Origin of the sequence: Saprospira grandis DSM 2844 (assembly GCF_000275825.1) — a bacterium.
Taxonomy (GTDB): Bacteria; Bacteroidota; Bacteroidia; order Chitinophagales; family Saprospiraceae; genus Saprospira; species Saprospira grandis_A.
On record NZ_JH719942.1, the window covers coordinates 3,343,154 to 3,355,841 of the forward strand.

The window sequence follows — 12,688 nt, forward strand, 5'->3', positions numbered from 1 at the left end:
GAGTATCCTTCTGTGCGCATTCGCTTCGACCTAAAACTGTCTTCTGAGCTCATTGCAGATAAAGTTCAACAAGTAGCTTTAGATTTTAAACAAAATCAATCTGGTCCTTGGACGGTTAGCTTAAAAGGGGCAAGTTCTTGGAGAGAAAAACAAGCCTAAATAGCTTATTTTTTAGCCCTTCTCGCTTAGAACAAAGCCCCAAACGGGAGTTTGGGGCTTTGTTCTTTTAATAAAAGATTGCGAAGCAATACCACATCTGGCTGTAGGTTTCAACCTACAGTCAAAAGGGCCGAAGGCCCGCAGGCTGAGGGGCTGTAGCAGGGCCGCCGCAGGCGGCAGACCGAGGCGCTGCAAGCGCCGAAGGGCCGAGCAGACCTGCGAGCTGCGCAATGGCCCGACCCGAGCGAAGCGAGCGGGCAGCCCCAAAAAATTACCAACCTCCAGAAGCGCCGCCCCCGCCAAAACTGCCGCCCCCCCAAGAAGAGGAGGAAGAACTCGAGGAGCTATAACTCGAGGAAGAAGAGCCCGAGTAAGAACTATAGCCCCCGCTGCTATAGCCACCGCCACCGCCGCTGCCACCGCCACCTTTGAAGCTATCCTTGGCCATTTTGGCAAATTGTCCCCGAAAATAAATGGCCCAAAACAGCAGTAAAACTAGGTAAACACCAAATAGGGTCCAGACTAAAGTGGGGGTATAAGCAAAGCTTTTGCTGGCAATCAGATAGATGGGCAAAAAACAAAGCCCCACCACCATAAAAAGGTAAATGGGGGCGCCCAAAAGAGCCATGAAAAAGTTAATCCAAGGATAGGGGCGAATGGTGCCTCCCTCATAAAGGGCCGATAAAAAAACGACAATCAAAAAGCTGTATAGCACCCAATCAAAGGCCTTGTTTTCGGCAATGAAGGCCTGGGCCAAAAGGCTGTGCGTTACGCTAATTTCACTAGACGGCCCCTGTCCCTGCCCCTGCAATTGCAATTGGACCATCTGCAGGCCATGCAAACAACCCTCGCCAAATTGTCCTTGCTTGAACGCGGGCGTTAAAACTTGGTCGATGACTTCTTGGCAGTATAAATCGGGTAGGCGCTCCTCCAAACCATAACCTACCTCAAAACGGACTTTTCGCTCTTCTTTGGCCAAAAGCAAAAGCAGGCCTTGGTCCGTTTCGGCATGGCCAATGCCCCATTTTTCGGCCAATTGTTGGCCATATTGCTCAATGCTCCAGCCGTCCAGATTTTGGACCGTAATCAGCGCAATTTGCACCCCAGCCGTATCATTAAAAGCTTGGAGCTGCTGCTCTATCTCTGCCGCCGAAGCCGCATCAATCATCTCTGCAAAATCATTAACGGCCCTATAATTGACGGGCCGAACTGGAAAATTTTGGGCCTGCAAGCAAACGCTCAGGCCCAAAATAAAACTGATCAAAAGTAGTCTCATGCTAGTCTAAAATTACAAAGCTGGTTCGGCGGTTTCGCTGATGCTCTTCTTCTGTACAACTGTTACAGTCACAGCTAGCGGCTGGGCTAGATTCTCCGTAGCCTTTGGCCTGTAGCCGGCTGTCCGAAATGCCCGCCTGAATCAAATATTGCATGGTCGATTCGGCCCGCTTTTGCGATAAACTCTGGTTGTAGCTCTCTCGTCCCCGACAATCGGTATGCGAGCCCATCTCAATATTCAAATCAGGGTTTTCATTGAGCAAACGCACCAATTTATTGAGTTCTTCAGCCGCATCTGGCCGAATATCCCATTTGTTGTAATCAAAATAGACGTTTTCAAGCACAATTTCTTTCCCCTTTTCAAAGGGCGCCAGCTCAATCTGAATGGCCAAGGTCCATTGATTGGTATCGGCTGGAATATTCAAATTGAAGGTGGAAAGGGTGTCTAAAGCAGTAAAATAACCCGCTTTGGTCGTCTGAAAAAAGTAGGTTTCATTCGTATCCAATTGGCTAAAGAAACTCCCATCTACATCCGAGCCCATAATCCAAACGGTATCTTGCGTAGAAATCCGAACGCTAGCGCCCATGAGGGGATTTTCTTGGGCGGGCTCGCCATTGAGGCTATCGGCGGGAATTACTTCTTTGACCATGCCCGCTAGCAGCAGCTGAAATTCTTTTTCTTCTAAAGTATCGGCTTCAATGGGTTCCTTGGGCAAGGCTTCCGTAAAGGCATAAATATCATCTCCACCTCGGCCAGTATTGCGGTTGGAGCTAAAATAGCCCTTGCGAATAATGCTATCTTCTTTCTCGGCATAAGGGTTGACAATTAGGCCAAAATCATCGGCTCCCGAATTGATCGGGGCCTTGAGGTTTTGGGGCTTGACCCAGCGGTCCAAAAGGCGAGGGGCCTTAAAAATATCTAAGCCGCCCATACCAGGATGTCCATCCGAAGCAAAATAAAGGGTATCGGCCTCTAGGGCGGGAAAAACCTCATTGCCCTGCGTATTGATTTCGTTGCCCATATTTTGGGGCTCCGACCAGCGTTCTTCGCTGCTCACCCAAAGCGAAATATATAAATCATAGCCTCCAAAGCCTTTTTTATCATTGGCGGCAAAAATGAGCCAACGGCCTTCGGGGTCAATGCAAGGGTGCATATAATTGACAAATTTTCCGCCTAGGCGAATTTCCTTGGCCTTAGACCAGCTACTGCCCGCTTTTTCGGCCATCATTAGGCGGCAAAAATCAACGCCTTCCTTTTTATCCGAGCCACATTCGGTAAAAAAGGCCCATTGTCCATCGGCAGAAAAAACGAGATTGCCCTGATGGAAATTGGGGTCCCAATTGCGAACCTCTAGGCGCTGGAGGCTGTCCGTTTTGAGGTCCAAACTATAAAAGTCAAAAAACTTTTTGTTGGTCCATTTATAATTTTTCTTGCCCTCAGACTCTTCTCGGTCCGAAGAAAAAACAAGGGTGTTTTCATTCTGCAAGGCCGGAGAAAAATCGGTAGCTTCTGTATTAAAAGGCAAATTGTCGATGCTAAAAACGCTACTATCGGCCAGGGCGAGCCATTGTTTGGCTTGTCGGCAAGCCTGAATATATTCCAAATAGCGGTTAGCATCGCCGGCATCTCGGCCCGCTGTTCGGTAGGCCTGAATGGCCAGTTCATAGTCCTCGGCCTGCTGCAACATTTTGGCCTGTTGCAAAGCGGCATCGGTGGCATAGCGCAGTTGGCTGGCCTCTGCATACCAGTTGGCCGCCTCCTTATATTGGTGGGTTCGGCGGTAAGATTCGGCCAATTCATAGGCTTTTTGGCCCTTAATTTTATTTTCTTTGGCCTTCTTAAATTCTTTTTGCAGCATCGGAATGGCCACAGAAAACTGCTTGCGATCATAGGCCGTACTGCCGTCTTTTATCCGCTCGGTATAGCTGCAGGCTTGCAGGCTCAAAAGGGCCAAAACAAGCAGGGGAAGCCAATATTTATACATAGATGATTATTTTTTAGGGTAAGATGACTGATCTTTTGGGGCTGCCCACTCGCTTCGCTCGGGTCGGGCTGTGTCAGGGCTCGCAGGTCTGCTCGGCCCTGCGCAAAATTCGCTTCGCTCATTTTGCTGGGTCTGCGGCTGCGCCGCCCCCTTTTCCATCCCTCAGCCGCGGCGCTCCGCGCCTGTAGGACGCAGAAGGACCAATTTTAGCGCATTTTGCTGCGTTTTACCAAATAGGGGAGCAATACCTGTCTAAAGTCTTCTTGAATATCCGCTTCTACAAAGTCAATTTTATATTGCAAACACTTCAGCTTAAGGGCTTCCTTATACTTTTTGACCTGCTGCTTATAAAAGTCTTTGAGTTGGTTGGGCTGCAATTTGAGCTTTTCGCCTGTTTCAATATCAATAAACTGATAAGGGCGGTTCTCAAACTCAAAGTCTAATTCGTAGCGCTTGTCTACCACATGAAAAAGGATGACTTCATGTTTGTTATACTTTAAATGCTGCAGAGCCGAAAACAGTTCTTCGCCATCGCCATCTTCAAACATATCGCTAAAGATGACCACCAAAGAGCGGCGATGGATGCGCTCGGCAATTTCATGTAGGGCTTGGGCGGCATTGGTTCCTTTTTGTCTACTTTTTTGGTTGAGGTACTGCTCGATATAAGAAAAGAGCAAATGCCGGTGTTTGCTACTTGATTTGCAGGGGGTGTGTAGTTCTACCTCTTCTCCAAAGACCGAAAGTCCGTAGGCATCTCTTTGTTTTTGGAGCAGGTGGACCAAAGAGCCTGCGGCCAAGGCAGAAAAAGCCAATTTATTGAGATGGGGCGTTTTACTAGCTTTGGGGGCTTCTGGAAAGTACATCGAGGAAGAAATATCGACTACAATTTGGCATCGTAGGTTGGTTTCCTCTTCAAATTGTTTGCTATACAGGCGGTCGGTTCGGGCATAGACCTTCCAGTCAATATTTTTGGTCGAGTCGCCTTGGTTATAGATGCGGTGTTCGGCAAATTCTACAGAAAAGCCATGAAAAGGTGATTTGTGCAGGCCGATAATAAAGCCCTCCACAACTTGTCGGGCCATCAGGTCCAAATTTCCATGTTGTCGGAGGTCGTATTGTTCAAGAATAGAAGGCATAATTAAAATTTGGTTGGTCCACAAACTAAGAAGTTTTGTGGATTAAGCGAAACGGGATAGCCGATAGAAAAAAATAGCCTTGTCTTCACTTTTTGAAAACAAGGCAGTATCAAACTATTCAAGAGATGGCGTTGATCTATCTTGTATGGATGGGCCATCATTTAGTAGAACGGCCCTCGAACTAAAAAGATAGTCGAGGGCCGTCACTTTTTGAGTATTTTAACAGACTTTAGTTAGGCTAGCCTTTATAGAAATTCTGGATCAGGCGGCCTTTCATTTCTCTAAACTCATTTTCATCGATCACGCCCATTTCTTTGAGCTCGGCTAGTTCTTTGAGTTTTTTGACAATCACCTCATTGCCATCATTGGCGGGGGTTTCTTCTGTTTTGGGGGCTTCTTTTTCTGCTTCTACCTCCACTTCTACTTCTACGGTGCGGGCCTTTTCTGCTACAGATTCTTCCTTGGCGGCTTCTTCTGCTTTGGGGGCTTCTTCTTTAATTTTTTCTTCTTTGCGGATATCCTCGGCTACTTTTTTGCCTTTTTCAAACTGCTCATTATAGTAGCGTTTGAAGCGGTCGCTATCAAAGTCCATGAGGTTTCCGCCACTTTCAAAATGTTGTTTAAAAACTTGGCCTAGGGCATAGGTAGAGGCGGCTGACATAATAGACATGGAGGCACCACCTAGGGCAGAGCCTATGCCTGGAATCAGTTTTATGAGGGCGTTGGCACCTACTTTAGAGAGGCCAGAGCCGGTAATAGAGGTAATGAGGGCTTTGCCTTCAGTTTCTTTAAAATCTACTTCATAGATGTTGCTGATCGAGCGGATCATATCGAGTTGCACGGCGGCAACGGCTAGAAAGTCAGCAACGGGGAAGGGGATAAAACCGGCCCCCATAGACCACATAACGTGTGCACGAATAGTTCTTTCGGCTTTTTGAGCCCGGTCTTTACCATTGTTGTTCGACATTTTTTTGGCGAATTTATATGCTTTATAAATTGAGTTGGGATCCATCATAACGAATTGATGAGTTCAGCTATAAGATAGTTTAATCTAAGCTAAAAAATGAAGAGATGGACTTTTTGGTTCCTATTTAAATTCTTTTTAAGAAGTTGGGGAGCAAAATAGGGGGAGCTAAAGGGGTTCGGCCCAGGGGCGGGCGCAGCCCGCCCAAGGCCTAGCGATGTGGAGGGGGGCGGCGCAGCCGCAGACCAAGGCCTTTAGGCCGCAGGGCCGAGCAGACTTGCGAGCCCCGAAACGTAGCGCCGCAAGGCGAAGCCGCAGCGGAGGCCCCTAAAACCCATAATGTAAGCCGGCACGATAGGTAACGGGATTGACATAAGTGGTGCCGCTGCGGAGGTAGTAGATATCGAAGAGGAACTCGGTAAAAATGCCTAGGCCATTATCGAAATTGCTGGTATAGCCAAAGCCGATATTGGCTCGGGGCTGAATATCTTGGAAGTATTTGGGTGGGTTATTGCCGCCGTTATAATTGGGATTACTTTCGCGGACATAGAGTTGTTCTAGTTCGCCATGCAGGTAGAAGCTCTCCCAATATTGGGGGAGGGGGCGGATACGGAGAAAGGCCTTGGGGCCGATGAGGTGGAGATTAGCTTGGCTAGTCATTTCATACATATAGGTATAATTGATGCCGAGGCCAAAATGGGCAAAACTGCTGAGGCGATAGCCGAGATGGGGGCTCAGATCGACACGGACAAGGGAGTTCCAGAGGTCGAGGCCGGCAGAACTACCAATAAAAAAGCCTTTTAGGGGGTTTCGTTTTTCGTCGTTGAGGTCTCCGGGGCGATTATTTCGCAGCGGTTCTCGTTTTTCTTCTGTATCGTAGGTCTCATCATCTAATTGGGCAAAAGAGGAGAGGCTGAGGCAAGAGAAGAGGAGGATAAAGAGGTGGCGGTAAGTCATTATTCTCATATTAAAATTACTTTTTGAGGAACTTTTCAAGAAAGGGGCCAAAGATAAACTTTAGTTTAATAACGCATTAACTGGGAGATAGGTAAGGTGAAAATCTAGATAGACATATTATCATCTGCGAGTGGGATAGTTGTTTAGGGGGGGACTATTTACTTAGATTGATTAGCAATATTTTAATTGTGATTAGTGACACGACTTTTTTGAGTTTAAAGTAGTTTTTTGTGACAGGAGTCATTGGCTTCAACTTTAGAGAATCAACAAAACAAAAAACGATTATGAAACAGCTATTGCTTTACCTTTTGTTCTTATTAGGAGCAGCGCCTTCTCTTTTTGCTCAGCAAGATGTAGATTTTAGCATGTGGATTGAGCCTGTAGACAGCTTTAATAATATTCCGGCCTTGCAATCTTATGTAGTGGGGCATCATGACCACAAGTGGTTGGTCATGGCGGGCCGTATAGATGGTTTGCATCAGCGGCAGCCCAATAGGTCCTTTGCGGCTACAGAGTCGAACAACCAAATGTATGTGATTGATCCTGAAAATAAGACTTTTTATGCGGCGCCACTTACGGCCTTGCCTACATCTTATCAGGAGCAATTGAGTTCGACCAACCTGAACTACATTCAAAAAGATAGCACACTTTATCTCTGTGGGGGCTATGGTTATAGTGCTACGGCTTTAGACCATGTTACTTATCCTTATCTGCTCAAGTTGGATATTGCGGCTTGTATGCAAGAGATTATTCAAAGCCAAACGGTATCTAGCCAGCACTTTATGCAGTTGCAAGATACGGCCTTTGCGATTACGGGGGGGCAGTTAAACTATATTGACTCTACCTTTTATTTGGTGGGCGGACACTTTTTTGGTGGTCGCTACAATCCTCAGGGCCCTACGCATGGTCCTGGTTTTACCCAATATTATAGCGATGCGATTCGCAGTTTTAGCCTCAGTGATCAAAACGGACAATTGCAGATGACGAACTATCAGGAGCAGGTAGATAGCGCCAATCTTCACCGCCGCGACTACAATCTAGTTCCTCAGGTATTTCCCAATGGCCAAGAAGGGTTTACGATTTTTACGGGGGTGTTTCAGCATCAGGTAGATTTACCTTGGCTCAATACCATTGATATGGATGCACAGGGAAATTATACGGTTCGTCCAGTTTTTGAGCAGCTGCTCAATCAGTACCAAACGGCTCGTTTGCCTATTTATGAGGCCCATAGTAATAGCATGCATACTTTCTTTTATGGTGGAATCGCCCAATATTACTTTGATGCCAGTGGGCAGTTGATGAACGACCCCAACGTACCTTTTGTCAAAACCATTAGCCAAGTGAGCCGCTTTGCCAACGATAGCATGCAAGAGTATGAGCTCGTACAGAAAATGCCTGATTTCTTGGGCGCTGGGGCCGAGTTTATCCCTGATCATGAGGCTTTCCGCAGCAATGGGATTCTAGAAGTCGATCAATTGCCTATTGGCCCCAATATGGTCGGTTATATTTATGGCGGTATCGAATCTGATTTTGATAATATTTTCTTTATCAATAATGGGACACAATCTCGCCCTTCTAGCCAATTGTTTAGAGTTTATGTAGAGCGAGATTCTTCACTTTATACTGCTGTAGAAACCATAGAGAATCAACTTGATATGCAGCTTCAGCTTTCTCCCAATCCAACGCAGGGACAGCTTCAGCTGGCCTTCCAACTTCCTCAGGCCAAAAGTCTACAGTTTGCTATCTATAACAATAGTGGACAGTTGCTCTGGGAAGAAAAAGCGAGCTCTTTTGTGGCTGGCCAACAGCAAAAAACCATTGATTTGCCCACAGATTGGCCCGCTGGCAGCTACTATTTAGAGATTCAACTAGAAAATGGACAGAAAGACAGCTTGCCCTTTGTCTTTCAACCCTAAGGCCTCTTTCACTACTTACTACTATATATAGAGGCGCTCCCGCTAGCTGTAGGCTAGTGGGAGTTTTTTTGTTTTTTGGGGCCTCCGCCTCGCTTCGCTCGTCGGCGCTACGTTTCGGGGCTCGCAGGTCTGCTCGGCCCTGCGCCGCCTTCGGCGGCTGGGTCTGGCGCTACGCGCCACCCCTACACATCGCTAGGCCAAGGAGCAGCCTGCGCTTAGCTTTTTAGGTAGAGGGATAGCCTTTTTTCTTATAAATCACTTCAATAATCGCCCGCTGAAAAGCGGCGGCTTGCCCAAAGGCAATTTCTACCTCAATAGGCAAAACATATATGGCTTGTTGTTGGGCCCATGGGGCCAGGCGGATGCTGTCTTTTTCGGTAGTGAGCAGCCGCGCTTTTGGCCCAAGTTGTTGGAGTTGGGCCTGAATTTTCGTCCAATCTTTTTCGCTATACAAATGGTGGTCGCCAAAGGCCATGAGTTTTACATTTAGTCCTTGCTGTTCTAGATATTGGACCAAAGGGCTGGGTTTTGCAATACCTGTCAATAATAAAATGGGGGCATCCTTAAAGCTCGCTAAGTCTTGTTTTTGATTGGGGGCCGCCAACAAATAGGTTTGTCCATAACGGAAATAAGAAAAAAAGACCTTTTGGTGGGGGAGAGGCTGTAGTTGTTTCAAAAACTGCTGAGCGGCCTCTTCCTTCAAGTCAGCTGGGCACTTACTGATGACAATAATTTTTGCTCGTTTATAATTAAAGGCAAACTCTCGCAAGCGGCCAGCGGGAATAGGGGCATCCTTAAAAAAGGGTTGCGTATAAGTGGTCAATAATAAGTAGGCATCGGCCATTAAGGGCCAATGTTGCATGGCATCATCTAAAATGACGAGCTCGGTAATGGGGTCTTTTTGCAAAATGGCCTGCATCCCTTCGGTCCGTTTTTCGGCCACCACAAAAGGGATCTGAGGAAATTTTTTATGAATTTGCAAAGGTTCATCGCCTACTTCTTCGGCGCTAGAGTTTAGGCTCAACCAACGCAGTCCCTTGCTTTTTCGGCCATAGCCTCGGCTCAGTACGGCCAAATGGTGGTAGCTGCCCATTTGCCTTAGAATATATTCTACATGCGGACTCTTTCCGGTGCCGCCCATAGAGAGGTTGCCCACCACCAAACTTGCGCGCTCAAATCGTCGACGTTCCCAGATGCCCTGTCGATAGCCCCATTTGATCAGTTCTACTATGCTACCGTAAATTAGGCCTAGGGGCCAAAATAAATACTTGAAAATGCTGTAGCCCATTTTTGCCATAAAGATAATCAACCCCAAAAAAAAAGCGAGCCTCTTTTAGAGACTCGCTAGATAATTTATGCATCAAAGGCATCCTATTCTTCTGTAGGAGTGGCAGCTTCATCGCTGCTTGCCTCGCCTTCTTCTATCATATCTTCCTCTTCTCCGCGGTCGGCATCCTTAATTAGGGCCACATCGGCAATAGCGTCGCCACCTTTGAGGTTGATGAGTTTAACGCCCTGGGTAGAGCGCCCATTGATTGGCAATTGCTCTACCATAAAGCGAATAGTCAAGCCTGATTTATTGATAATCATCAAGTCATCTCGGTCTGTAACGGCCTTAATGGCAATTAGTTTACCTGTTTTCTCGGTCAATTGCATAGTTTTGATTCCCTTACCTCCACGGCTTTGGATGCGGTACTCTTCTAGTTCAGTACATTTACCCAAGCCATTTTCAGAGATATTGGCAATCTTTTTCTCTTCTTCTCCTTCGGCAAAGGTAATCATGCCAATGAGCTCTACGCCTTTCTCTAGGTTCATGCCTTTTACGCCAGCAGCCGTACGGCCCATAGAGCGCACATCTTCTTCCGAGAAGCGAATAGCCTTACCATTGCTGGCGGCTAACATGATCTCCGATTTGCCATCGGTCAATTTTACTTCTAGGAGCTCATCGCCTTCCTTAAAGGTAATGGCATGGATCCCTGCCGAACGTGGACGAGAATAGGCCCGTAAGGCCGTTTTCTTCACCAAGCCCTTACGAGTGGCAAAGGTCAAGAAGTGATTATCCAAGAACTCATCATCTTTGAGGTCCTTCAAGACAATATAGGCCTTCACCTTATCGTCTTCTGGCAGCTCCACAAAGTTCTGAATTGCTCTTCCCTTGGTGCTTTTGCTTCCTTCGGGGATCTCATAGACCCGCTTCCAATGACAACGTCCTTTTTGGGTAAAGAGCAACAAGTAGTCATGGGTATTAGAAACAAACAAATGCTCCATAAAGTCCTTATCACGAGTAGCCGCAGCCTTAGATCCTCTACCGCCTCGGCTTTGGGTTTGGTACTCGCTACTTGCGGTGCGCTTGATATAACCCAAATGAGAAATAGTCACCACTACTCGCTCATTCTTAATCATATCCTCAATAGAGATTTCTCCTGCAGCATGCGTGATATCCGTCATGCGCTCATCGCCATATTTGGCCACCACTTCCTGCAGTTCTTCCTCAATGATGCTTTCTCTGCGCTCAGCACGAGCCAAAATGTCTTTAAGGTCCTCAATTTCGGCCATGATGCCCTTAAATTCTTCCTGCAAACGGTCTCTTTCCAAGCCCGTAAGGCGCTGCAAACGCATATCCAAGATAGCCTTGGCCTGCTTCTCCGATAGTTTACCCCCTTCCAAAGGAAATTCTGCCAAGAAGCTATTCAAAGCATCTCCCTTAGGCGAAAAGTCAAAGTTCATCAAGGCTTTTCGGGCCTCTTCGCCATTCTTAGAGGCTCTAATCAATGTAATTACCTCATCCAAACGGTCCAAAGCGGCCAACAAACCAATCAAGATATGCGCTCGGGCCTCATTCTTCTTAAGGTCAAACAAGCTGCGGCGCTCAATCACCTGCATGCGGAACTTCACAAATTCCACAATCAATTCCTTCAAGCTCAACAAACGAGGGCGACCATCGACCAAACAGATGTTGTTCACCCCAAAAAAGCTTTGTAGAGCCGAGTATTTATAGAGCTTACTCAAGACCACCTGAGCATTGGCATCTCTGCGCAAAATAATCACAATGCGCATCCCCTTACGGTCCGATTCATCACGAATATCCGTAATGCCCTCAATCTTTTTGCTGTTTACCAATTCCGCAATCTTCTGAATGAGGTTGGCTTTATTGACCTGGTACGGAATTTCCCGAACAATAATCGCTGTACGGCCATTCACTTCCTCTACTTCGGCCTTGCCTCGCAAAGTAATACGTCCACGGCCCGTTTCAAAGGCCTGACGTACCCCCTGCGTACCATAAATAGTACCGCCCGTAGGAAAGTCTGGCGCCTTGATGTATTGCATCAAGCCCTCTACATCAATCTCTTTGTTGTGCAAATAGGCAATAATGCCCCCACAAACCTCCGTCAGGTTATGGGGCAACATATTCGTCGCCATCCCCACCGCAATCCCAGAAGCCCCATTCACCAATAAGTTGGGAATTCGGGCTGGCAAAACGGTAGGCTCTTGCAAGCTGTCATCAAAGTTGTACTGATAGTCAACGGTCTCTTTCTCAATATCCGCCAACATCTCCGCACTGATTTTAGCCAAACGGGCCTCCGTATAACGCATAGCCGCAGGGCTGTCGCCATCTACAGAACCAAAGTTTCCTTGGCCATCTACCAAAGTGTAACGCAAAGACCAATCTTGGGCCATACGCACCATGGTATCATACACAGAGCTATCTCCATGTGGGTGGTACTTACCCAAAACCTCCCCCACAATACGGGCAGATTTCTTATGGGCCTTGTTATGTACCAAACCCAATTCATGCATACCATATAATACACGGCGATGAACCGGCTTGAGACCATCGCGCACATCAGGCAGGGCTCTCGAAATAATTACAGACATAGAGTAGTCAATATAAGCCGACTTCATCTCGTCTGTAATGTTAATAGGGACAATTTTCTGTTCTGGATTCATAATATCTAAAACGCTCTTTTGAGACTAATTTTTTTATTTCTTTTGGGGCCTCCGCCTCGGCTTTGCTCCTTGGCGGTTACTCCTTTCAGTCGTCGAACTGCGGTCTAAAGACCTTGTTATCGTTTACTCCCTTTGGTCGTCGAACTGGCGCCCCTATAGGGGCTGGTTGTCGCAGCTCGCTGCCCTTTTGGGGCCTCCGCCTCGGCTTTGCCTTGCGGCGGTTACTCCTTTCAGTCGTCGAACTGCGGTCTAAAGACCTTGTTGTCGTTTCGCAGCTCGCAAGTCTGCTCGGCCCTTCGCCGCTTTCAGCGGCTTCGGTCTGGCCCTGAGGGCCACTGCTGCACATCG

At 47.2% G+C, this 12,688-nt stretch carries 8 protein-coding genes; 1 reads left to right on the top strand and 7 read right to left on the bottom strand.

The genetic code is table 11. From position 1 onward, the window contains the following. Nucleotides 1-430 precede the first annotated feature (430 nt). The 5 genes from SAPGRDRAFT_RS15230 to SAPGRDRAFT_RS15250 form a co-directional block, all read right to left on the bottom strand. Complete coding sequence (locus SAPGRDRAFT_RS15230) at nucleotides 431-1,435, bottom strand: TPM domain-containing protein (protein ID WP_002660137.1); 1,005 nt, start codon at nucleotides 1,433-1,435, stop codon at nucleotides 431-433. Nucleotide 1,436: 1 nt separating this feature from the next. After that, nucleotides 1,437-3,419, bottom strand: a complete 1,983-nt coding sequence (locus tag SAPGRDRAFT_RS15235; RefSeq protein WP_002660138.1) for an OmpA family protein — start codon at nucleotides 3,417-3,419, stop codon at nucleotides 1,437-1,439. A gap of 206 nt (nucleotides 3,420-3,625) precedes the next feature. Next, nucleotides 3,626-4,555 (bottom strand): DUF58 domain-containing protein, encoded by a 930-nt coding sequence (locus SAPGRDRAFT_RS15240; protein WP_002660139.1) that lies wholly within the window; start codon nucleotides 4,553-4,555, stop codon nucleotides 3,626-3,628. A 238-nt stretch (nucleotides 4,556-4,793) separates the two neighbouring features. After that, complete coding sequence (locus SAPGRDRAFT_RS15245; protein WP_002660140.1) at nucleotides 4,794-5,522, bottom strand: DUF697 domain-containing protein; 729 nt, start codon at nucleotides 5,520-5,522, stop codon at nucleotides 4,794-4,796. 324 nt (nucleotides 5,523-5,846) lie between these two features. Next, nucleotides 5,847-6,485, bottom strand: coding sequence for a hypothetical protein (locus SAPGRDRAFT_RS15250; RefSeq protein WP_002660141.1), 639 nt, complete (start codon nucleotides 6,483-6,485; stop codon nucleotides 5,847-5,849). Nucleotides 6,486-6,760: 275 nt separating this feature from the next. Here SAPGRDRAFT_RS15250 and SAPGRDRAFT_RS15255 point away from each other — a divergent pair, with 275 nt between their 5' ends. Then, entirely contained in the window at nucleotides 6,761-8,392 is a 1,632-nt protein-coding gene (locus SAPGRDRAFT_RS15255) for a T9SS type A sorting domain-containing protein (RefSeq protein ID WP_002660142.1), read from the top strand. 223 nt (nucleotides 8,393-8,615) lie between these two features. On the opposite strand, the gene lpxK is transcribed toward SAPGRDRAFT_RS15255, so the two are convergent. After that, nucleotides 8,616-9,707 carry a tetraacyldisaccharide 4'-kinase gene (gene lpxK / locus SAPGRDRAFT_RS15260; protein ID WP_253271343.1) on the bottom strand — a complete coding sequence of 364 codons (1,092 nt, stop codon included), beginning with the start codon at nucleotides 9,705-9,707 and terminating at the stop codon, nucleotides 8,616-8,618. A 56-nt stretch (nucleotides 9,708-9,763) separates the two neighbouring features. Then, nucleotides 9,764-12,340 carry a DNA gyrase subunit A gene (gene gyrA, locus SAPGRDRAFT_RS15265; RefSeq protein WP_002660144.1) on the bottom strand — a complete coding sequence of 859 codons (2,577 nt, stop codon included), beginning with the start codon at nucleotides 12,338-12,340 and terminating at the stop codon, nucleotides 9,764-9,766. Nucleotides 12,341-12,688 lie beyond the last annotated feature (348 nt).